20 protein-coding genes, 1 tRNA gene and 1 pseudogene are annotated in these 19,991 nt (G+C 69.1%); 13 read left to right on the forward strand and 9 right to left on the reverse strand.

The window, feature by feature from the left end; translation table 11 throughout:
- Positions 1-19 precede the first annotated feature (19 nt).
- Entirely contained in the window at positions 20-796 is a 777-nt protein-coding gene (locus tag ACIA8X_RS38325; protein ID WP_393458852.1) for an SDR family oxidoreductase, read from the reverse strand.
- 17 nt (positions 797-813) lie between these two features.
- Positions 814-1,983, reverse strand: coding sequence for a phytanoyl-CoA dioxygenase family protein (locus ACIA8X_RS38330; protein ID WP_399460244.1), 1,170 nt, complete (start codon positions 1,981-1,983; stop codon positions 814-816).
- Between the two features lie 118 nt (positions 1,984-2,101).
- Between ACIA8X_RS38330 and ACIA8X_RS38335 the strand changes: the two genes are divergently transcribed.
- Both ACIA8X_RS38335 and ACIA8X_RS38340 read left to right on the forward strand, forming a co-directional pair.
- The gene (locus tag ACIA8X_RS38335; RefSeq protein ID WP_393458846.1) at positions 2,102-3,130 is read left to right on the forward strand and encodes a LacI family DNA-binding transcriptional regulator; all 1,029 of its coding nucleotides are present in this window, start codon (positions 2,102-2,104) and stop codon (positions 3,128-3,130) included.
- Positions 3,131-3,195: 65 nt separating this feature from the next.
- Positions 3,196-3,807 (forward strand): TMEM175 family protein, encoded by a 612-nt coding sequence (locus tag ACIA8X_RS38340; protein ID WP_399460245.1) that lies wholly within the window; start codon positions 3,196-3,198, stop codon positions 3,805-3,807.
- 9 nt (positions 3,808-3,816) lie between these two features.
- Here ACIA8X_RS38340 and ACIA8X_RS38345 read toward each other — a convergent pair whose 3' ends face one another.
- Positions 3,817-4,980, reverse strand: a complete 1,164-nt coding sequence (locus ACIA8X_RS38345) for a Gfo/Idh/MocA family protein (RefSeq protein WP_399460246.1) — start codon at positions 4,978-4,980, stop codon at positions 3,817-3,819.
- A 111-nt stretch (positions 4,981-5,091) separates the two neighbouring features.
- Here ACIA8X_RS38345 and ACIA8X_RS38350 point away from each other — a divergent pair, with 111 nt between their 5' ends.
- From ACIA8X_RS38350 to ACIA8X_RS38390, 9 genes are all read left to right on the forward strand, one after another.
- Positions 5,092-6,105 (forward strand): LacI family DNA-binding transcriptional regulator, encoded by a 1,014-nt coding sequence (locus ACIA8X_RS38350; protein ID WP_393458837.1) that lies wholly within the window; start codon positions 5,092-5,094, stop codon positions 6,103-6,105.
- A gap of 117 nt (positions 6,106-6,222) precedes the next feature.
- Positions 6,223-7,104 (forward strand): hypothetical protein, encoded by an 882-nt coding sequence (locus ACIA8X_RS38355; RefSeq protein ID WP_393458834.1) that lies wholly within the window; start codon positions 6,223-6,225, stop codon positions 7,102-7,104.
- Between the two features lie 194 nt (positions 7,105-7,298).
- The gene (locus ACIA8X_RS38360; RefSeq protein WP_393458831.1) at positions 7,299-7,949 is read left to right on the forward strand and encodes a GntR family transcriptional regulator; all 651 of its coding nucleotides are present in this window, start codon (positions 7,299-7,301) and stop codon (positions 7,947-7,949) included.
- Positions 7,950-8,018: 69 nt separating this feature from the next.
- Positions 8,019-8,771 (forward strand): PIG-L deacetylase family protein, encoded by a 753-nt coding sequence (locus tag ACIA8X_RS38365; protein WP_393458828.1) that lies wholly within the window; start codon positions 8,019-8,021, stop codon positions 8,769-8,771.
- Positions 8,768-9,478: a 4-carboxy-4-hydroxy-2-oxoadipate aldolase/oxaloacetate decarboxylase gene (locus tag ACIA8X_RS38370; RefSeq protein ID WP_393458825.1), complete on the forward strand. Its 711-nt coding sequence runs from the start codon at positions 8,768-8,770 to the stop codon at positions 9,476-9,478. Before ACIA8X_RS38365 ends, ACIA8X_RS38370 begins: the two co-directional genes overlap by 4 nt.
- Complete coding sequence (locus ACIA8X_RS38375; protein ID WP_393458822.1) at positions 9,475-10,584, forward strand: 4-oxalomesaconate tautomerase; 1,110 nt, start codon at positions 9,475-9,477, stop codon at positions 10,582-10,584. The genes ACIA8X_RS38370 and ACIA8X_RS38375 overlap by 4 nt, the downstream gene beginning before the upstream one ends.
- The gene (locus ACIA8X_RS38380; protein WP_393458819.1) at positions 10,581-11,531 is read left to right on the forward strand and encodes a catechol 2,3-dioxygenase; all 951 of its coding nucleotides are present in this window, start codon (positions 10,581-10,583) and stop codon (positions 11,529-11,531) included. The genes ACIA8X_RS38375 and ACIA8X_RS38380 overlap by 4 nt, the downstream gene beginning before the upstream one ends.
- Before the next feature lie 146 nt (positions 11,532-11,677).
- Complete coding sequence (locus ACIA8X_RS38385; protein WP_399460247.1) at positions 11,678-13,024, forward strand: MFS transporter; 1,347 nt, start codon at positions 11,678-11,680, stop codon at positions 13,022-13,024.
- Between the two features lie 220 nt (positions 13,025-13,244).
- Positions 13,245-13,499 carry a hypothetical protein gene (locus tag ACIA8X_RS38390; RefSeq protein WP_393458813.1) on the forward strand — a complete coding sequence of 85 codons (255 nt, stop codon included), beginning with the start codon at positions 13,245-13,247 and terminating at the stop codon, positions 13,497-13,499.
- Positions 13,500-13,572: 73 nt separating this feature from the next.
- Here the strand turns inward: ACIA8X_RS38390 and ACIA8X_RS38395 are convergent, their stop codons facing one another.
- On the reverse strand, positions 13,573-14,514 hold the full coding sequence (locus ACIA8X_RS38395) for an alpha/beta hydrolase (protein WP_393458810.1): 942 nt from the start codon (positions 14,512-14,514) through the stop codon (positions 13,573-13,575).
- A 181-nt stretch (positions 14,515-14,695) separates the two neighbouring features.
- Between ACIA8X_RS38395 and ACIA8X_RS38400 the strand changes: the two genes are divergently transcribed.
- A tRNA-Pro gene (locus tag ACIA8X_RS38400) sits at positions 14,696-14,769 on the forward strand.
- 114 nt (positions 14,770-14,883) lie between these two features.
- Here the strand turns inward: ACIA8X_RS38400 and ACIA8X_RS38405 are convergent.
- From ACIA8X_RS38405 to ACIA8X_RS38425, 5 genes and pseudogenes are all read right to left on the reverse strand, one after another.
- Entirely contained in the window at positions 14,884-16,119 is a 1,236-nt protein-coding gene (locus tag ACIA8X_RS38405; protein WP_393458807.1) for a PP2C family protein-serine/threonine phosphatase, read from the reverse strand.
- A gap of 128 nt (positions 16,120-16,247) precedes the next feature.
- Positions 16,248-17,411, reverse strand: a complete 1,164-nt coding sequence (locus ACIA8X_RS38410; protein WP_393458804.1) for a PP2C family protein-serine/threonine phosphatase — start codon at positions 17,409-17,411, stop codon at positions 16,248-16,250.
- A gap of 50 nt (positions 17,412-17,461) precedes the next feature.
- Entirely contained in the window at positions 17,462-17,605 is a 144-nt protein-coding gene (locus ACIA8X_RS38415) for a hypothetical protein (RefSeq protein WP_393458801.1), read from the reverse strand.
- A gap of 495 nt (positions 17,606-18,100) precedes the next feature.
- Positions 18,101-18,424, reverse strand: a pseudogene (locus tag ACIA8X_RS38420) (phage integrase SAM-like domain-containing protein); the annotation flags it as partial.
- 295 nt (positions 18,425-18,719) lie between these two features.
- Positions 18,720-18,941 carry a helix-turn-helix domain-containing protein gene (locus ACIA8X_RS38425; protein ID WP_393458799.1) on the reverse strand — a complete coding sequence of 74 codons (222 nt, stop codon included), beginning with the start codon at positions 18,939-18,941 and terminating at the stop codon, positions 18,720-18,722.
- A gap of 141 nt (positions 18,942-19,082) precedes the next feature.
- Between ACIA8X_RS38425 and ACIA8X_RS38430 the strand changes: the two genes are divergently transcribed.
- Positions 19,083-19,385, forward strand: a complete 303-nt coding sequence (locus tag ACIA8X_RS38430; protein WP_393458796.1) for a hypothetical protein — start codon at positions 19,083-19,085, stop codon at positions 19,383-19,385.
- The last annotated feature ends 606 nt before the right edge of the window (positions 19,386-19,991 follow it).

Here is a 19,991-nt window from a genome sequence, read left to right on the forward strand (position 1 = left end):
TTCGAGGGCTTACGAAGATCTAGTCGAGTCCGCCGAGTACGTTCTGGTCCCAGTCGATCACCGAGCCAGTGACTACCCCGGACCGGTCCGACAGCAGGAACACCACGAAGTCGGCGATCTCATCGGGCTGGCCCAGCTTGCCCATCGGCAGTCCGGCCGCAGCCGACTCCCGCCAGTCGTCCCCGGCACCGTGGAAGGCCTTCTGCGTCGCGTCCTCGCCCTCGGTCGCCGTCCAGCCGATGTTCAGGCCGTTGATCCGGACCCGGTCCCAGCGGTGCGCGTGCGCCGCGTTGCGGGTCAGGCCGATGAGGCCGGCCTTGGCGGAGACGTACGGCGCGAGGAACGGCTGTCCGCCGTGTGCCGAGGACGTGATGATGTTGACGATCGTGCCGGGCGCCTGGCGCGCCACCATGTCCGTCACGGCGGCCTGCATGGCGAAGAACGGCGCCTTGAGGTTGATCGCGATGTGCTGGTCGAACAGCTCGGGCGTGGTGTCGAGCAGCGTGCCCCGGGACGTCAGCCCCGCCGAGTTGACCAGGCAGTCGATCCGCCCGTACGCGTCGACGACCTCGGCGACGGACGCCTTCGCCTGGTCGGCGTCGGCGAGGTCGGCCCGTACGAACATGGCCTTGCCCCCGGCGGCGGCCAGCTCGGCCACCAGTGCCTCACCGGGTTCGGTGCGCCGCCCGGTGACGGCCACGACCGCCCCCTCGCGGACGGCCGCCCGCGCGATGGCGGCGCCCACGCCCTGGCTGCCGCCGTTGACGAGGACGACCTTGTCGTCGAGAAGTCCCATGGGTGTTCCGGGTCCTTTCAGCTCTGGCGCCGCTCGGCGCCGACCCGCAGCTCGTTCCGCAGAGCCTCGGGAGTCCATGCCTCGCGCAGCGCGCGCCGTACGAGGTCCGCCTGTGAGGGCGGGGCCAGCCCGTCCACCGGCGGATCGCTGTCGAGGTTCGTGGGGAAGGGGTACCCCTCGGCGCTCGCGGCGATCACATGCTCCAGCCGTGCCTGGTCGACACCCTCGCTCCGCCGCTTGAGCAGTACGGGGAAGACGGCGTTGGCCACCGCCTCGCGGTCCACCGTCTCCATCGCCCGCCCGAACGCGGAGGACACCTGGAGCAGGTTCGCCATGCGCCGGATGTCTGCCGACCGGTTGGTGCCGGCCGCGTGGAACAGCGCCGGGTTGAAGAAGGCCGCGTCGCCCTTGGCGAGGGGGAGCTGGATGTGGCGGGCGTCGAAGTACGCCTGGAACTCGGGCAGTCGCCAGGCCAGGTAGCCGGGTTCGTACGTCTGCGAGTACGGCAGGTACATCGTCGGCCCGGACCCCACCGGCATGTCGCAGTGCGCGACGGCGCCCTGGAGGGTGAGCACGGGGGAGAGGAGGTGGACGTGGGCCGGGTAGGCGGCCGCGACCTCGTTGGTGAGGAAGCCCAGGTGGTAGTCGCGGTGCGCGGTCTGGGCGGCGCCGCCGGGGTTGACCACGTTGACCTGCGAGGTCACCTGGTAGCCGGGGCCGAGCCAGGCGGCCGAGACGAGCGCCAGGATGTCGTTGGCGTAGTAGTCGGCGAACGCCTCGGGGTCGTAGAGGGCGGCCTTCTCCAGCGCGTTCCAGACCCGGTCGTTGGCGCCCGGCTTGGCGAAGTGGTCCCCGGCGTTCACGCCCGCGGCGCGCTGCTCGGCGATCAGGGCGTCGAACACGGAGCTGAGCCGGTCGACGATCTCCGGGTCCGGGAAGGCGCCCTCGAAGACCGCGATGCCCGGTCCGTCGGTGAGGGCGCGGACCAGTTCGGCGCGCACCGCACGCGGGTCGTCGGCCTTGCGCAGGCGGTCGCTGTCGTAGACCAGGACGCCCTGCTCCACGGAGGAGGCGTACGGGTAGTCGGCGAGGTCGGTGGTCCGCTCGACGAGTTCACGGAAGGCGGCGAGGTCGCAGTCCTGCTCGGACAGCCACGCGGGGCGTTGTACGGCGGAGGTGTCGGACATCGGCGTCCTCTCGGTGACAGGTGCGACTCAGCGCTGCCATTCTTGTCATGACAATCCCCTCGAACAACCGGCACGCGACCATCAAAAACCCCTCAAGAATCGCTTCGGGAGCAACCGCATGGGCCACCCCTTCCCCATCCGGGAGATCGCACGTCAGGCGGGCCTCAGCGAGGCCACCGTCGACCGGGTCCTGAACGGCAGGGGAGGGGTGCGCGAGAGCACCGCGCGGGAGGTCCAGCAGGCCATCGCCGACCTGGACCGGCAGCGCACCCAGGTCCGGCTGGTGGGCCGTACCTTCATGATCGACATCGTGATGCAGACGCCGGAGCGGTTCTCCACCGCCGTCCGGGCCGCCCTGGAGGCCGAGCTGCCGGGCCTGCATCCGGCCGTCGTGCGCTCGCGGTTCCACTTCCGGGAGACCGGCCCGGTGGAGGAGCTGACGCGGACCCTGGACCGGATCGCCCGGCGCGGATCTCAGGGGGTGATCCTCAAGGCGCCGGACGTCCCCGAGGTCACCGCGGCCGTCGTGCGGCTCGCCGAGGCGGGCATACCGGTGGTGACCCTGGTGACCGACCTGCCGTCCACGCCCCGCCTCGCCTACGTCGGCAGCGACAACCGGGCCGCCGGGGCCACGGCCGCGTACCTCATGGGCCAGTGGCTCGGCGACCGCCCCGGTCATGTCCTCACCAGCCTCAGCAGCGGGTTCTTCCGCAACGAGGAGGAGCGCGAGATGGGCTTCCGCAGCGCGATGCGCGCCCGGCACCCCGAGCGCACGCTCGTCGAACTGGCCGGGGGACAGGGCCTGGACGCCACGCAGTACGACCTTGTGCGCGCCGCCCTGGAGCGCGACCCGGAGATCCGCGCGGTCTACTCGATCGGCGGAGGCAACATCGCCACGCTGCGCGCCTTCGAGGACCTGGGCCGCGCGTGCGCGGTGTTCGTCGCGCACGACCTCGACCACGACAACACCCGCCTGCTGCGCGAGCACCGGCTGTCCGCCGTACTCCACCACGACCTGCGCCAGGACATGCGCGAGGCCTGCCACATCGTCATGCGCGCCCACGGCGCGCTGCCGCCCGCGGGGCCCACCCTGCCGTCGGCGATCCAGGTGGTGACCCCGTACAACATGCCCACGCCCATCGGGTGACGATCGAGGGCCCGCGCCTGGCGTGTACGCCCGCTCGACGCGCCCCGGCTCCTACCGTCGTGCGCATGTGGAAATCGAAGCCGGACGGCGGGCCCGAACGGTTGGTGGCGCTCGCCGACGGCGTGTTCGCCATCGCACTCACGCTGCTCGTACTGGACTTCTATGTGCCACGGGGGCTGGGCTCGGACCGGTACGACGACGCCCTGCACGAACTGATCCCGAATCTCGGCGGATACGCGCTCAGCGTGTTGGTGCTCGGCGTCTTCTGGCGTGAACACCGGCGGATCTTCGGCTTCGTCCGGGAGATCGACGGGCAGGTGATCACGCTGTCCATCGCGGGGCTGAGCATCGCGGCCCTCCTGCCCTTCCCCACCAAGCTCCTCTCCGAGTACGGCACAGAGCCCGAGTCGGTCGCCATCTACGCGGCGGCGGTCGCCGCCCTCGGCGCGGCCCATCTCGCGCTGCTCCTCGTCCTGATCCGGCGTCCCTGGCTGCGCAGTGAGGCGAAGCCGGCCGGGGGCTTCCGGCTCTTCGCGCTCGACCTCGCGGTGACGGTGGTGATGTTCCTCGCCAGCGTCCCGCTCGCCCTGGTCGTCGGCGCCTCGGCCATGTGGCTCTGGGTCGCGATGGCCCCGATCAAGGTGGCCCTGGGTCTGCGGGCGGGCCGGGCGCGTTGACGCCGGCCGTCACGCCCCCGCGTCCACCTCCACCCACGCGCCGCTCTGCGCCGACCGCACCATCGCGTCCAGCACGGCGGCGCTGCGCACGGCGTCCTGGAGGGTGGCCCCGTGCGCGGCGCCCTCGGCGACCGAGCGCAGGAAGCGGTAGGCCTCGATGACCTTGAGGTCGTCGTAGCCCATGGCGTTCGCCGCGCCCGGCTGGAAGGCGCCGAACTCGCCGTCGCCCGGGCCGACGTAGACCGTGCTGACGGGCTGGTCCTGATAGGCCGTGCCGCGGCTGACGCCGAGCTCGTTCATGCGGCGGAAGTCCCAGAAGACGGCGCCCTTGGTGCCGTGCACCTCGAAGCCGTAGTTGTTCTGCTCGCCGACCGAGACCCGGCACGCCTCCAGGACACCGCGGGCGCCCGAGGCGAAGCGCAGCAGGCAGTTGACGTAGTCCTCGTTCTCGACCGGGCCGAGCTCGCCGCCGGTGGCCAGGCTGTGCCCGGCGGTGGCGCCGGTCGGGCGGGCACGCTCGGGGATGAAGACGGCCGTGTCGGCGGTCAAGGAGGTGATGTCGCCGAGCAGGTACCGGGCCAGGTCGGCGCCGTGCGAGGCGAGGTCGCCCAGCACGCCGCTGCCGCCGCGCTCCTTCTCGTAGCGCCAGGTCAGGGCACCGTCGGGGTGGGCGGCGTAGTCGCTGAAGAGACGGACGCGGACGTGGGTGACGGTGCCGATCCCACCGGAGGAGATCAGCTCGCGGGCGGCCTCGACGGCGGGCGCGTTGCGGTAGTTGAAGCCGACCGCGCCCTGGACGCCGGCCTTGGCGACGGCGTCGGCGACCGCCTGGGCGTCGCCGGCCGTCAGGCCCACCGGCTTCTCGATCCAGATGTGCTTGCCGGCCTCGGCCATCGCGACGCCGATCTCGCGGTGCAGGAAGTTCGGGGCGGTGATGGAGACGGCCTGGACGCGCGGGTCGGCGGCGATGTCCCGCCAGTCGCGGGTCGTGGCGGCGAACCCGAACTGCGCGGCGGCCTCCTCGGCCCGGCCCGGCACCTCCTCGGCGACCGTCACCAGCCGCGGACGCAGGGGCAGGTGCGGGAAGTGGTGCGGCAGGCGCGCGTACGCCTGGGTGTGCACCCGGCCCATCCAGCCGAACCCGACGACGGCGACACCGAGCGAATCCACCATGACAGCCCCTCTTTGGACCGGTCCATTTTCTGTCCAGGCCACACTGGGGGCCGTATCCGCTCGATGTCAACTCTTTGACAAGTCCCACAGGGCCGTGGAACGGTCCATCCCATGAGACCGCCGACGATCCGCGACGTGGCCGACCGGGCCGGCGTCTCCAAGTCGCTGGTCTCGCTGGTGCTGCGCGGCTCCGACCAGGTGCGCCCGGAGAGACGGGACGCCGTCCTGCGGGCCGTACGCGAACTCGGCTACCGGCCCAACACCGCCGCGCGCAGCCTCAGCGAGCGGCGCACCCGCACCGTGGGCGTCCTCCTGAACGACCTGCGCAACCCCTGGTTCGTCGACATGCTCGACGGCCTCAACTCGCTGCTGCACGACAACGGCCTGCACATGCTGCTCGCCGACGCCCGCCTCAACCGCCGCAGTGGCCAGGACCCGGCGGGCCCGCTGCTGGACCTGCGGGTCGACGGCCTGGTCGTGGTCGGCACGCTGCCCGACCCGGCCGCGCTCGGCACGGTGGTCGAGCGGATGCCGGTCGTGGTGGCCGCCGCCCGCGAGCCGGTGCCGCCCGGCGTCGACGTCGTGGCGGGCGACGACGAGCGGGGCGCCCGCCTGGTCGCCGAGCACCTCATCGGCCTCGGACACCGGCGCATCGCGCACATCGCGGGATACGGGGCGGTGGGCGAGCTGCGCCGGCGCAGCTTCGAGGCGACGTTGCGGGAGCACGGCCTCGCGGACCAGGCGGTGGTCGAGCCCAGCGACATGACCGAGGAGGGCGGCTACCGCACCACCGTCCGGCTGCTCAGCCGCCCCGAGCGGCCCACGGCCGTCTTCGCCGTCAACGACATCACGGCCATCGGCGCGCTCTCCGCAGCCGAGGAGCTGGGGCTGCGCGTCCCACGCGACCTGTCCGTCGTCGGCTACGACAACACGAGCATCGCCCGCCTGCGCCATGTGTGGCTCACCACGGTCGACAACACCAGCCACGAGGTCGGCCGCCGGGCGGCCCGCTGTCTGCTCGACCGGTTCGAGGGAGGCGGGGGAGCGGGCGAGGTCCATCTCGCGGTTCCGGCACTGGAGATCCGCGGAACGACGGCGGCTCCCGCGGCCACCGATCCGGTGTGACGTCCACCACGTCCGGTTGATGTCAGTCGGCTGTCCGGGAGAGGTCGGCCGGGTTCGCTTCGATGAGCCCCGGTGGGGCGGCCGCCCCACGGAAACATCGGGCGAGGAGAGACGACCGTGAAGGACCGGGCGAAGACCGAGGAGTTGCTCAGCGCGTCGGACCTGCGGGTGAGTTCCGCGGCGACGACGTGGCGGCATGTGGAGGCCGAGTACGTCGATGTCGTCGACGACATCCTGGCGACGCTGGCCCCCAGCGGACCGTACGCGTACACCATCAGCCCCAGTGTGGAGGAGGGCAAGGAACTCCCCACGCAGCGCATCGTCACGACGTACGACGACATCGCCGACACCTACCGCAGCATGCACCGCTTCTCCGCGGTGGTGGCCATCCGCCCCGTCTTCGAACTGCACGCCTCCTGGTACAGCTTCGTCAGCGGGGTGGGACGCGGACGGGCGAAGGCGACCGGTGCGGAGAGCGAGCGTCCGGTCATCACGCTGTTCCCGACCATGGGCTCCGAGGGCATCACCGGGGAGCTCTTCTGGGGCCGGACCCAGCAGAGCGTCCTGCCGGGCGATGCCGCCGACGGGGTGCTGGCGAGCCGGTTCGCCGTGGCGGGGCTGCACGGGAGGCTTCTCGACGCGTACCGCGCCGGGGACGTCGACACGATCGTCGAGCTGGCACACCCCGAGATCCAGACCGGGGTCCGGGACTATGTGGCGCACACCGGCACCCTGGTGGAACTGCACACCAAGGACGACCTGCGCTCCCACCTCGCGGACTTCTACGCCCACTACACCGTCCGCGAGATCGACGTCGTCGCCCTGCACTTCGACGACTGGTTCTTCTTCCACGAGCTGCGCTGGACGGTCGAGGCCCGGCAGGGCGCGCAGGCCGGCGAAGTCCTGCGCTACCACACCGCCGAGTACGCGGAGGTCTCCGGAACCGGGCTCGTGGTCGCGCACATCGGGCACGGCACGGACCAGCTGAAGATCGGCTGACGCCGACACGGTCACGAGCCGCTCGCTCCCTGCCGACCCGGCGGGGGCGAGCGGCTTTCGCGTGGGCGAGAGGTCCGTCCCCGTCCGTTCCTCCGGAGATTCAGCCGACTCCTCCGGAGATTCGGCCGACAAAATTGTTGACAATTATGTTTGGCTAGATTTACGTTCGACAGGCACTCACTCAGGGAGGGCACATGCCGAAAGAAGCCCGTCCGAGCACCGGGGAGCAGGCCAAGCAGCACGCGCTCGCGCAGCTGCGGCAGGCGATCCTGCACGGCGAGATGGCACCGGCGCAGCGGCTGGTGGAGAACGAACTCGCCGAGCAGTTCGGTGTGACACGGGCCAGCATCCGCGCGGCACTCATCGACCTGGAGGCCCAGGGCCTGGTCGAGCGGATCCGCAACCGCGGTTCGCGGGTGCGGGTGGTGAGCGTGGAGGAAGCGGTCGCCATCACCGAGTGCCGCATGGTCCTGGAAGGGCTCTGCGCGGCCAAGGCCGCCGTCACGTCCAGTGACGAGCAGCTGGCCCAACTCGCTGACCTGGGCACGGCCATGACCAAGGCCGTGGCCGACGGCGAGCCGATGACGTACTCCGAGCTCAACCAGGAACTGCACGCCAGGATCCAGGAGTTCTCCGGCCAGCGTACGGCCGTGGAGCTGCTGGAGCGGCTCAACGCGCAACTGGTCCGCCACCGCTTCCAGTTGGCGCTGAGGCCGGGCCGTCCGCAGCACTCCCTGAACGAGCATCTGGCGATGATCGAGGCGATCGGGGCCAGGGACCCGCAGGCGGCCGAGGCGGCCGTCCGCGCCCACCTCACCAGCGTGATCGAGGCGCTGAGCGGCTGAGCCGCAGGCGGCACCGCGCGAGTGACCGTACGAGGCGGGCGCACACCTGTCACTCAAGGAGAACCAGCAATGACGCACGCCAACGCGCCCGCCGAACCACCACGTTCGACCCTCGTGATCACCGCGCACGCCGGGGACTTCGTGTGGCGGGCGGGCGGAGCCATCGCCCTGGCCGCCTCCCGGGGCGAGAAGGTCACCATCGCCTGCCTGACCTTCGGCGAGCGCGGCGAGTCCGCCAAAGCCTGGCGCGAGGGGAAGAAGCTCGACGAGATCAAGGCGATACGCCGGGACGAGGCCGAACGTGCGGCCGCCACCCTCGGCGCCGAGGTCCGCTTCTTCGACGCCGGCGACTACCCGCTGGTCGCCGGCGCCGAGCTGACCGACCAGCTCGTGGCGGTCTACCGCGAGACCCAGCCGGACGTCGTCCTCACCCACCCGACCGAGGACCCGTACAACGGCGACCACCCGGCGGCCAACCGCATGGCCCTCCAGGCCCGGATCCTCGCGCAGGCCATCGGCTACCCCGGCGACGGCGACATCATCGGAGCCCCGCCGGTCTTCTACTTCGAGCCGCACCAGCCCGAGATGAGCGGCTTCAGGCCCGAGGTCCTGCTCGACATCACCGAGGTGTGGCAGACCAAGCGCAAGGCCATGGAGTGCCTCGGCGCCCAGCAGCACCTCTGGGACTACTACACCGACCTCGCGGTACGCCGCGGAGTCCAGCTCAAGCGCAACGCCGGACCCAACCTGGGGCTGGCCCACAAGACCATGGCCGAGGCGTTCATGCGCCCCTTCCCGCAGATCGCGAAGGAGCTGGCATGAGCGGCGTGATCGTCACCGACCCGCCGAAGGCGGAGCTGAAGGACGTCGACGCGCTGGCCGGCTTCGGCGTGGCGACGGTGAGCGAGGCGATGGGCCGAACCGGCTTGCTGGGGACGACGATTCGTCCCGTCCAGCAGGGCGTACGGGTCGCGGGTACGGCCGTCACGGTGTTGAGCTGGCCCGGCGACAACCTCATGATCCACGCCGCCGTGGAGCAGTGCGGCGAGGGCGACATCCTGGTCGTCACCACCACCTCGCCCTGCACGGACGGTCTGTTCGGAGAGCTGTTCGCGACCGCCCTCCAGCAGCGCGGTGTGCGCGGTGTCGTGCTCAACACGGGCATCCGCGACACCCAGGAGCTGCGCGACATGGGCTTCGCCGCCTGGTCGCGGGCGGTGTCCTCGCAGGGCACGGTCAAGGCCACCGGCGGCTCGGTGAACGTGCCGATCGCCATCGACGGCCAGGTCGTCCGCCCCGGTGACGTGATCCTCGCCGACGACGACGGCGTCGTGGTCGTACCCCGCGAGCGGGCCCGGGAGGCGGTGACGAAGGCCGAGGCCCGCGAGGCCAAGGAGGCCGCGACCCGCGCCGCCTTCCTCGTCGGCCAACTCGGCCTGGACCGCTACGGGTTGCGGGAGACACTCGTACGGCTCGGTGTGACGTACAAGTCCTACGACGAGTACGTCCGCGAGGAGGCGCAGCCGTGACCGGGCCGATGGAGGTCCGCTGCATGCTGATGCGCGGCGGCACCTCCAAGGGCGCCTACTTCCTGGCCACGGACCTGCCCACGGACCCAGGCGCCCGCGACGAACTGCTGCTGCGCATCATGGGCAGCCCCGACGAGCGGCAGATCGACGGCCTGGGCGGCGCGCACCCGCTCACGAGCAAGGTCGCCGTGGTCTCGCCCTCCTCGGACGCCAGGGCGGATGTCGACTACCTCTTCCTCCAAGTGGCCGTCGACAAGTCTGAAGTGAGTGCCCGTCAGAACTGCGGGAACATCCTCGCGGGCGTCGGACCGTTCGCCGTCGAGCGCGGTCTCGTCCCGGCGGGGGAGGAGCGGACCTCTGTACGCATCCGCATGGTCAACACCGGCGACTTCGCCACGGCGACCTTCCCGACCCCGGACGGCCGCGTCGACTACACGGGGGACGCCGAGATCTCGGGCGTACCCGGCACGGCAGCCCCCGTGGTGATCGAATTTCCGCCCGGTGCGGGGAAGTTGCTGCCCACCGGCAACGTCCGCAACGAGATCGACGGCATCCCGGTGACCTGCGTGGACAACGGCATGCCGACCGTCCTCGTCCAGGCCCCCGCGCTCAAGGTCACCGGCTACGAGACGCCCAAGGAGCTGGAAGAGGACCTGGCGCTCGCCGAGCGTCTGAGCGAACTCCGGTTGGCAGCAGGGGAGTTGATGGGCCTCGGTGACGTCTCGGAGGTCACCGTCCCCAAGCTCACACTCCTCGCCCCGCCCCGCCACGGCGGCGCGATCACCACCCGCACCTTCATCCCGGTCCGCTGCCACACGTCGATCGGCGTGCTCGGCGCGGCGAGCGTCGCCGCCGGGCTGCGCATCGAGGGCGGCGTCGGCGCGGGACTCGCGCAGCTGCCCGTCCGGGACGACCGTATCCGCATCGAACACCCCACAGGGTTCCTGGACATCGAAAGCAGCCTCACCACCGCCCCCGACGGCCTGCCCACCGCCCACCGCACCGCCGTCGTCCGCACGGCCCGCAAGATCTTCGACGGCACCGTCTTCCCCCGGCCCGCCGAGACGGCCCCGACCCCCGCACACTCATCTGGAGACCCTCGATGACCCCGCCGCTCGGCGACATCGCCCACATCGGCCACGCCCAGCTGTTCACCCCGGACCTGGACGCCAGCGTCGCCTTCTTCACCGATTATCTCGGGCTCACCGTCAACGGCCGGGAAGGCGACACCGTCTACCTGCGGACCTTCGACGACTACGAGCACCACAGCCTGGTCCTCACGGCCCGCGCACAGCCCGGCCTCGGCAGGCTCGCCCTGCGCACATCCAGCGAGGAGGCACTTCACCGCCGTATCAAGGCCATCGAGGCTGCGGGCGGCTCCGGCACATGGGTCGAGGACGAGCCCGGCATCGGCAAGCTTTACCTCACCACCGACCCCGACGGGCACGAGCACGCCCTGTACTGGGAGAGCGAGTACTACCAGGCGCCAGAGGCGCTGCGGCCGGCGCTGAAGAACCAGCCGCAGGCCAAGCCCGACCGGGGCGTGGGAGTGCGGCGCCTGGACCACGTGAACTTCCTCGCCGCGGACGTGCTCGCCAACGCGGAGTTCCAGGAGCGGGTGCTGGGAGCCCGGCCCACCGAGCAGATCCAGCTGAACTCCGGGAAGATCGCGGCCCGTTGGCTGACCTTCACCGACAAGTCGTACGACGTCGTCTACACCTCGGACTGGACCGGCTCCACCGGCCGGCTGCACCACATCGCCTTCGCGACCGACACCCGCGAGGACATCCTGCGCGCCGCCGATCTCGCCATCGACACGGGCGTGTTCATCGAGACGGGCCCGCACAAGCACGCCATCCAGCAGACGTTCTTCCTGTACGTCTACGAGCCCGGCGGCAACCGCATCGAGCTGTGCAACCCGCTCACGCGCCTCGTGCTGGCCCCGGACTGGCCGCTGATCACCTGGACCGAGGCCGAGCGGGCCAAGGGGCAGGCGTGGGGCCTGAAGACGATCGCGTCCTTCCACACGCACGGGACACCGCCGGTCGCCTGACGCGACCCGCCCTCACCTTCCGACGCCCGGAGCCGGCCATTCCCGGATCATCCCTGGATTGTCGCTGAGATTGTTGACAAAACTGTTGACGTGATTGGGTCGGCTCCTTAGCGTCTGGCGCACAAACGCACGAGAGGAAAACGAAGATGTCCTCCTCCCCCTCCCCATTCACTCGATTCACTCGATTTGGGCGTGGCAGCAGACTGGCCGTGCTCGCCGTCGGCCTGTGCTGGCTGGCTGTCCTCTTCGACGGCCTGGACATGTTCATCTACGGCTCGGTACTGCCCCACATGCTGGCGGAGAAGTCCCTGGGGATCACCCCCGACCAGGCCGGTGACCTGGGCAGTTACGCCACCTTCGGCATGCTGGTCGGCGCCCTGGCCGCCGGGACCGTCGCCGACCGGATCAGCCGCAAGAAGCTGATGGTCGCCTGCGTCACGCTCTTCTCGCTGGCCTCCGGGCTGTGTGCGCTGGCGGGCAGCGTCGCGGTGTTCGGCCTCGGCCGCACACTCGCCGGAATCGGCCTCGGCGGCCTGCTGCCCACCGCGATCAGCATGGTCTCCGACTACGCCCCACGAGGCCGTGGCGCCCTCACCATCGGCATGCTGATGACCGCCCACCACGCGGGCGGCATCCTCTCCGCCTACGTCGCCCTGTGGGTCGTCGAACCCCTGGGCTGGCGGGCCGCGTTCTGGTTCTGTGTGCTCCCGCTGCTCTTCGTGCCGGTTCTGGCCCGGTTCCTGCCGGAGTCACTGAGCTTCCTGGTGGCCAAGGGGCGCGGCGAGGAGGCCGGCGAGCTGGCCCGGCGCTACGACGTCGAACTGCCCGCCGCCCCGGCCGACAAGCAGGCGAGCTCCGACCGTTGGCACTCCCTGGCCAACCTCTTCCGCGCCGGCGAGTGGACCCAGACGCTCCTGTACTGGCTGGCCTCCTTCGGCGGTCTGCTCCTCGTCTACGGCGTCGCCACCTGGCTCCCCACCCTGATGCGCAGCGAGGGCTACAACCTCGGCTCGGCGCTGACCTTCGTGGTTCTGTTCAACCTCGGCGGCATCGTCGGCATGCTGGTCGCCGGACGCGCCTCCGATCGCTTCGGCGCTCCCCGGATCTCGGCGATCTGGTTCGCGCTGACCGCCGCCGGGGTCTTCCTGCTCAGCGTCCACATGCCGCTGGCACTCACCTTCACCGTGGTGTTCCTCACCGGGGTGTTCCTGAACAGCGCCCAGACCATGATCTACGCGACGGTCTCGATCCGCTCCCGCCCCGAGAACCGCGCCACCGCCGTCGGCTGGACTTCGGGCATGGGACGCTTCGGCGCCGTCTTCGGCCCGTGGCTCGGCGGCCAGTTGCTCGCCGCGAACCAGGGGGACTGGGGCTTCACGGCCTTCGCCCTCGCCGGTCTGTCGTCGATGGTCTTCATCGGGGTGGCGGCGTGTCGCGGCGGGAAGCGGGCGGACCGCAGTGGCGGTGAGCGGGAGTTGATCGGCGCGCACTGAGTGTGCACCGAGCGCGCATTGACCGCGTGCCGAGCGCGCGCCGAGCGTGTGTTGAACGTGCGCTGCGCGCAGACCGATTGGCGTCCGTCATATGTACTGATGAGCCGAACTGGGTTATACGACGGTCTCGCGTATTGTTGCGTCATATGCCTGCTGTGACGCGGGCGGTCCTCGGTGCGCCCGGGGCAGGGGAGTGGAAAAGTTGAGGGGGATCAGGGATATGACGGCACTTCTCGCGTTGGTGGCCGTCGTCGGGTACATGGCCACAGCCCACCTGCCGTGGTGGGTGGTGGTGGTCGTGGCCCTGCTGATGGCGGGATTCATCGTGGGGAGGTCTGGGAGTCCGGGCAGGGGCACCAGGACCACGATGACGCCCGGCCCGACGGGTCGAACTTCCTGCCCCTCGCCGGACATGTACTCGGCTGCTCCGCCGGTCTCGGTGAGTGTGGGTGCCGCAAGCCCGGACGAGCAGTGATCGGGGTGCGGGGTCGCCAACCGGCGGGGCTGGTCGGTGTCTTGGCGGCCGAGGCTCCTGACGGTCCAGGCTGTCAGGGGAGTTGGCGGCCCGTAGCCTCCCGTATATGCCGGGCGATGATCGCGTAGACCTCCCGCGCCCGTACGTCGTCCTTCCCGTCGTACCCGTGATCGGCGCCGCGCACGTCATGGTGCTCGACCAGCGCGCCGGCGTCCCGAAGCCGCTCGGCATAGCGCGCGCCCTCGGCGCGGAGCAGGTCGTACTCGGCGGTGACCAGCAGGGCCGGGGCGATGCCCTTCAGATCCGCGGTGTCCGAGGGGTGTGCGGGGGACACGAGCCGGTCGAGACGCTGCCGCACGTCAGGGACGTACGACGTGTCGAAGACGTCGGCCATCCAGGGCCGCAGCATCGGCTTGGCGATGGCGGCGCGCTTGTCCCGGGCGCCGGTAGCGAGGTCCAGCGGCGGATAGTGCAGCACCTGGAGCGCGATCGAGGGCCCGCCCTCTTCGAGCGCCTGCCGCGCCACGGCCGCCGCCAGTCCGCCGCCCGCGCTCTGCCCGCCCACGGTGAGCCGCTTGCCGTCCCAGCCCTGCTCGACGCCGTGCTCCGCGACCCATCGGACGATCTCGTACGCCTGCCGGGGCGGCGCCGGGAACGGATGCTGCGGCGCGACGACGTAGTCCACGTTGATCACGACCGCCCCCGCCTCGGCGGCGAGGAACCGGCACAGCGGGTCGTCCAGTTCGGTCAGCGACATGACGTAGCCGCCGCCGTGGAAGTTGACGTGCACCGGGGGAGCGGGCTCGTCGCTCGCGGGCAGGTACACGGTGGCCCGGGCCGGTGCCACCGACGTGGGGATCGTCAACTCCCTCGTCCTGCGCGGGAATTCGGGGAACCGGGCATGCGAGGCGGAGGCGGAGCCACGGCCGCCGGAGCGGCGGTCCGCCATGACGGTCACCCGTTGCATGGCCTTGGCGACGAAGGTGGCCACCGTGGGCCGGGCCAGGAGGGACATGTGGCTCCGTTCGGTCGCGGCGACCCGTGGGCCTGCCCGACAGTAATTCGATTGAGTTAGGCAATTATAGGTGGCGGCAATTATGGGTCAAGGGGTAGGGCGGGGCGCGGCAGGTCAGGGGTGGGCGCGTATGAGGTAGGGTTGACCTGCATGATCACGCGGTTCACCGCGCGAGACGCACCGGGACGTGGCGCAGCTTGGTAGCGCACTTGACTGGGGGTCAAGGGGTCGCAGGTTCAAATCCTGTCGTCCCGACTGGAGTTCGCTCCGTAGTCGCAGGTCAGGGCCTTGGATCACATCATGTGAGACGAGGCCCTCGATCGTTTCCGGGCTCTCGTCTCACAATTTCTCACCCACGGATGGAAACGGTCACAGGCGGACGATGACCAGGGCGATATCGTCCTGGCTGCCGCCGGTGACGCCCAGGTGGTCCAGCAGTGCGTCGGCGAGTTCTTCCACCGGAAGGGTGCTGCGCTGGGCGAGGGCATCGGTCAGCCGGACCAGGCCGATATCGATGTCTTCGCCGCGGCGTTCGATGAGCCCGTCGGTGTAGAGCACGAGGGTGTCCCCCCGCGTGTAGGACAGGCCCGCCTGAGGGCGCGGGACATGATCTTGCCGGACACCCAGCGGCGGGTCAGTGGCCTGGTCCAGCAGCTGCCAACTGCCGTCTGGACGGAGCAGTACCGGCGGTGGGTGGCCGGCGTTGCTGTAGATGATCAGTCGGGTGCGAGGGTCGATGAGCACTTTGGCCACGGTGGTGGCCAGCGCGCCGTCGACCGCTCGGGCGTACAGGCCCAGTACCTCCAGGGCCTGTGCGGGACTGGGAACGGCCCGGATGGCTGCGCTCAGGGCGCTGCGCAGCATGCCCATGACGGCGGCGGCCTCAAGACCGTGGCCGACAACGTCCCCGATAGCGATGGAGTAGCGGTCGGGCGGCAGATCGACCACGTCGTACCAGTCGCCGCACACGTTGAGTGATCCGAGGGCCGGCAGGTAGCGCACGGCGATGTCCCGGTGCCCGGCCAAGTCGGGCGAGCGAAGCATGACCTCCTGCAGGGCGACGGCGATTTCGCGCTCGCGGGCATGCGCATGGCGTAGCTGCTCGTTCAGCAGTTCCAGATCGTGAGACCGGGCGTACACCTGGGCAGCGATCCGTGTTGCTTGCGTGCTCAGCGGTGGGGTGAGCTCACGGATGACGGGGGAGTGCATGAACTCGGTGACGTCGTCGGCCCGCGCGATGATCCACTTCACCGTGCCGTCCGGCCCCAGGACTGGGCTGGACATCCCGCACCACCACCGCTCCTCGAGTTCACCTGGGCGGCCGGCAACGGGAATGTCGAATCGCTTTGGTGCCACCACATCGGGCTCGCGGGAGTCCAGCACGCGCTGGAGTGAGGCACCGAAGTCACGCGCCGCGTCCGGCGCGGCAGGAGTGTCCGGGAACGCCTCCAGGATGTACTGCCCGGCCAGTTCGTCGCGGGTTCTGCCGGTGACCTGGAGGTAGGCCCGGTTGGCGTAGCGGATCACCAGGTCGGCGTCCAGCACCAAGTACGGGTTCGGTGCGGCGTCGAACAGCTCCTCGAAATCGATCTCCGCTGTCGTCACGCGCGTACCCTGCCGATCTTTACGAGCGCGACCGCATTCATCTCCAACCTACGAGTTATCAGCCAGGTACGCCCACCGAGACGACTACCGGTCGCAGACGAGCTTGCTAACGTCCTCAGCCGAGCAGCTCACTCAGTTTCGTCGAGTCTGCCTTGAGGCTCTGCGGGTCGGGATGACCCCGGCATGCGCTCGATCGCCACCATGGCGGCGTCGTCATCCAGATGGCCGCCGGCGTGGCGCAACAGGTCCTTGCACAGGTGGGCCAGGAGAGCGTCGGGACCTTTGCCGGACTTGCTGACCACCCGTTCCACAAGGGGGTAGAACGTGCCGTCCCGGTCGCGGGCCTCGATGACACCGTCCGTGTAGAGAAGGGCGATGTCGCCGGGCTCGAAGGCGAACGTTTCCGCGGAGAGGTCGGTTTCCACGAACTCGGTGAGGCCCAGAGGTGGTGCTGGGTGGCGTACTTCGAGCAGGCCGACCTGGCCGCCGCGCAACAGCAGGGGCGGGGGATGCCCACAGTTGATCAGGTGAAGGACCGGCTCGTCGTCCGGGACGTCCAGAACAGCGGCGGTGATGAATGCCTCGCCGCGATCCTCGGTCTCGTCTCCGGGAGCTGCGGGGTCGTCCAGGTCCGAAGAGACGGTTCCCTCCAGAAAGGTGACCAGCGCCGGCAGGTCGGCCTGCCGGTGGGCTGCGCCCCGAAATGCGCCGAGAAGGAGGGCGGCATCCCCAACTGCCTCAAGGCCCTTGCCCCTGACATCGCCGATGACGATCCGGGTTCCTTGGGCCGTGCGAGCGGCGGCATAGAGGTCCCCGCCGATCTGTGCCTCGGTTTCTGCGGCCAGGTAAACGGAGGCGATGCGCAAAGGTCCGATCCTATGGGGGAGCGGTTTGAGCACCACCTCTTGTGCTGCCGTCGCCACCGAGCGCAGCTGGGTCAGTTCCATTTCGTGACGTTCTCGCCGGTAGGCAAAGAAGGTCACGAACCCTGAGATCAGGATCAAAGTGATGAGCTGCACGGTGTGGTTCAGATCAGTCAGACTGGTGCGCACCACGGCAACCACGGCCTGCGCCAGAACGGCGAGCGCGCCGACGCATCCGGTCGTCCAAGGCCCGGCGAAAGACGCTGTGACAGCGGGTGCGGCGACGAGGAAGGGCCCAAGGTGGACGCTGGGCGGAGCCAGTATGTCGAGTACCGTGACAATCGCGATCAGCGCGATCGGTACCGCCAGCAGCGCATGACGTGGCTCCGCTGACAAACCGTGATCTTTGCGGAGTCGTGGCGAGGCCATATGTCCTGGATACACCGCATCGTGCCCCGGCGCCCGGGGCCGACAGGCGGCTACCCGAGCAGCTCACTCAGCTTCTCCGAGCCTGCCTTAAGGCTCTGCGGGTCGGGGTGAACATAGACCCGCTTGGTGAAGGACAGGTCGCTGTGCCCGGCCCAGGCCGAGACCACCGTGTCAGGGACCCCGTTGTTAGCCATCCAGGACAGGTGTTAGCCATCCAGGACAGGCAGGCATGGCGCGCGTCGTAGAGACGAACTCGACGGACGCCAGCTGCCTCCATCAGCTTCTCGGCCTCACGTCGAAGCTTGTCCGTCTTTAACGGGCGCCCCAACTCGTCAACAAACACATAACCCGAGTCCTCGTAGGCTTCGCCTGCTTGCTCCTTCTCCGTCGCCTGGAGAGCACGGAGGTTGACAAGCGCGCCATGAACGGGCGTGGGTAGCGGCAGGACTCGCTTTCCATTGAGAGTCTTGGGCTGCTTCTCAACGACCTTGTTTCGTAGACCCAGCTCAAGGCTTCGGTCGTAAAGGACGGTCCGAGTATTGCCTACGGCAATAATCCCCGAACCTTCGAGGTCGACGTCCTCTCTCCAGCGGGCGCCACATACTTCTGCGGGACGCTCCGCAATAAGGGGTGAGGAGCATCGGGCCAAACAGCCGGTGATCCTTACTCACCTCGATGAAAGCCTTCACCTAGGACTCGTCCCAGGGACGACGCTCCGGCGCGTTCTGGGCTGCCCTGGCGCGAGCCTCCCGCGATATTCGGACGTGCTCAGCAACGTTTCGGACCACCCACCCCCGACGAACGGCCAAATGCAACGCCGAGCGAAAACGGCCGAGCGTTAGCTGGACTGAACGGGCACCCAAACCAGTGCCCGGCTTCCCACCTCGCCGGCGTCCACTCGTGACGAGCCAGTCGACGAACTCCTCGACATCCTCCTCGGTCAGCTGCTGCACGCGCTTGTACCCAAGGTGGTTACGCACTGGACGCACCGCGTTGTCGTAATTAGAGGAGGTCGCCTCCTCAACGTCCCGCGTTGCGGCCCGAAGTCAGATATCCAAGAGCTCATTTACAGTCAGCTTGGTCGGAGCGACATACTCGCCTGTTTTGGACTGGTGTCGAATACGGGCGAGCTCGTTACGCGATACCACACTGTGCCGTCCCGCAAGACCACCTTCTTGATGGAATCTCTCATTGGGTCACCTACTTACGGTGAGCCCCCTGAAATTAACCTGAGTGCCAAGCACTGAACAGATCGCTACAGCAGGCGCTCCCCCCTTGGCTCGCCGAAGCCATTGGCGACCGGCTCCCCTACTCTGCCTCCAAGTAGCGGATCAACGAAGCGGTGATCACCCGGTACCGGGTACCGAAGGCCACCACCCGAAAAGGAACTTGGTCACGCTTGATCAACTCATAGAGATGGGATTGTGAGATCCCGAGGCCCCGAGCGGCGTGACAGACATCAATGGTTGCTACCCATGAGGGCGGGCAATGCCAGAAATGTAGTTGCCCAAGGATATCGAATCCGGCCATTCGCCTGACCGCACCGCCACGAAATCTGGGAACCTCGGTGTGTCACCGAGACATATTGAATCTTCTGATCTTAATCTCCGATGACCGTACGAAGTCGATCTCTCACGGATCGCACCCACCTCACTCCATCGGAGATGACAGATGCACAAGCTTCGCAAGGCTGCCGTCGTGGTCGTCGCCCTCGGCAGCGTTGGACTTCTGAGCGCCGGCACGGCCACCGCTCAGGGCCTCGACGGTCACGGCGACAAGGGAAAGAAGGGTGGAGACAGCTTCAGCGTCCTGCAGAGCTCCAACTGCAAGTCGCACGACCTGAACGTCGACGTCCTCGGCCAGGTCGGGATCCTCAACGGGCTGCTGGGCAACGCGCTCAACGGCGAGGGCAACGCCGGTGGGCAGAGCAAGCACATCGGCTCGACCATGGGCTGCGACAACAGCGCCTTCTAGAGCCCTGTTGAGAGGGTTTCTGTCGGTTTTGGGCTCAGTCCGCGTGGGAATCGGGATGGTCCGCCTCTATCCCGCGTCTACGCAGGCCGGGCCCACCGACGGGCCAGGGGGCTGTTACTGACAGCGATCTGCTACCACGACAGCCAGCGCTTCGGAAGAAGGGAAGGCCCCGGCCATCTCCCACGGGGGCAGGGGACGACCGGGGCCGGTTCAGGGCCCCTTAGCGGGGCTTGTTCTGCTGACTTTGGGCCCTAACCGGTGGAGGCTCGAGCGGCGGATCAGGCCCCGGCGTCGTGGCGTCGGCGTATACCCTCTTCACTATGTTCCCCTCCTCTCCAAGTGGTTGGGAGCCAGGCGCCTCGGTTACTTGACCTGCCAGGGTGAGCGTGGCCGGGGCGTCATCCCGCGTACTGCGGGTAGTAGGTGAACTTCGGAGCAATCTGCTCGGCGGTGAGGTCTGGCACTGTGAGGTTGCCAGTGACTAAGACGTCCTGGTTGCACCAGGAGCCGCGGTCACGTCCGCTGGAGTGGTGTATCGACGGCCACTCGGTGATCTCGTTTTGAGGCTATGCGGTGAGTTCGGTGGGCAGGGCTGTGTCGTCGGTT

Origin of the sequence: Streptomyces sp. NPDC051738, assembly GCF_044453205.1 — a bacterium.
GTDB lineage: Bacteria > Actinomycetota > Actinomycetes > Streptomycetales > Streptomycetaceae > Streptomyces.

What these genes read in the sequence shown, in the direction of transcription:
- ACIA8X_RS38365 (WP_393458828.1), top strand. Translation starts at nt 8,019, where the DNA reads ATGACGCACGCCAACGCGCCCGCCGAACCACCACGTTCGACCCTCGTG.
- ACIA8X_RS38350 (WP_393458837.1), top strand. Translation starts at nt 5,092, where the DNA reads ATGAGACCGCCGACGATCCGCGACGTGGCCGACCGGGCCGGCGTCTCC.
- ACIA8X_RS38415 (WP_393458801.1), bottom strand. Translation starts at nt 17,605, where the DNA reads ATGGCTAACAACGGGGTCCCTGACACGGTGGTCTCGGCCTGGGCCGGG.
- ACIA8X_RS38430 (WP_393458796.1), top strand. Translation starts at nt 19,083, where the DNA reads ATGCACAAGCTTCGCAAGGCTGCCGTCGTGGTCGTCGCCCTCGGCAGC.
- ACIA8X_RS38340 (WP_399460245.1), top strand. Translation starts at nt 3,196, where the DNA reads ATGTGGAAATCGAAGCCGGACGGCGGGCCCGAACGGTTGGTGGCGCTC.
- ACIA8X_RS38325 (WP_393458852.1), bottom strand. Translation starts at nt 796, where the DNA reads ATGGGACTTCTCGACGACAAGGTCGTCCTCGTCAACGGCGGCAGCCAG.
- ACIA8X_RS38380 (WP_393458819.1), top strand. Translation starts at nt 10,581, where the DNA reads ATGACCCCGCCGCTCGGCGACATCGCCCACATCGGCCACGCCCAGCTG.
- ACIA8X_RS38390 (WP_393458813.1), top strand. Translation starts at nt 13,245, where the DNA reads ATGACGGCACTTCTCGCGTTGGTGGCCGTCGTCGGGTACATGGCCACA.
- ACIA8X_RS38370 (WP_393458825.1), top strand. Translation starts at nt 8,768, where the DNA reads ATGAGCGGCGTGATCGTCACCGACCCGCCGAAGGCGGAGCTGAAGGAC.
- ACIA8X_RS38395 (WP_393458810.1), bottom strand. Translation starts at nt 14,514, where the DNA reads ATGTCCCTCCTGGCCCGGCCCACGGTGGCCACCTTCGTCGCCAAGGCC.
- ACIA8X_RS38345 (WP_399460246.1), bottom strand. Translation starts at nt 4,980, where the DNA reads ATGGTGGATTCGCTCGGTGTCGCCGTCGTCGGGTTCGGCTGGATGGGC.
- ACIA8X_RS38425 (WP_393458799.1), bottom strand. Translation starts at nt 18,941, where the DNA reads ATGGCCGGATTCGATATCCTTGGGCAACTACATTTCTGGCATTGCCCG.
- ACIA8X_RS38410 (WP_393458804.1), bottom strand. Translation starts at nt 17,411, where the DNA reads ATGGCCTCGCCACGACTCCGCAAAGATCACGGTTTGTCAGCGGAGCCA.
- ACIA8X_RS38360 (WP_393458831.1), top strand. Translation starts at nt 7,299, where the DNA reads ATGCCGAAAGAAGCCCGTCCGAGCACCGGGGAGCAGGCCAAGCAGCAC.
- ACIA8X_RS38385 (WP_399460247.1), top strand. Translation starts at nt 11,678, where the DNA reads ATGTCCTCCTCCCCCTCCCCATTCACTCGATTCACTCGATTTGGGCGT.
- ACIA8X_RS38335 (WP_393458846.1), top strand. Translation starts at nt 2,102, where the DNA reads ATGGGCCACCCCTTCCCCATCCGGGAGATCGCACGTCAGGCGGGCCTC.
- ACIA8X_RS38330 (WP_399460244.1), bottom strand. Translation starts at nt 1,983, where the DNA reads ATGTCCGACACCTCCGCCGTACAACGCCCCGCGTGGCTGTCCGAGCAG.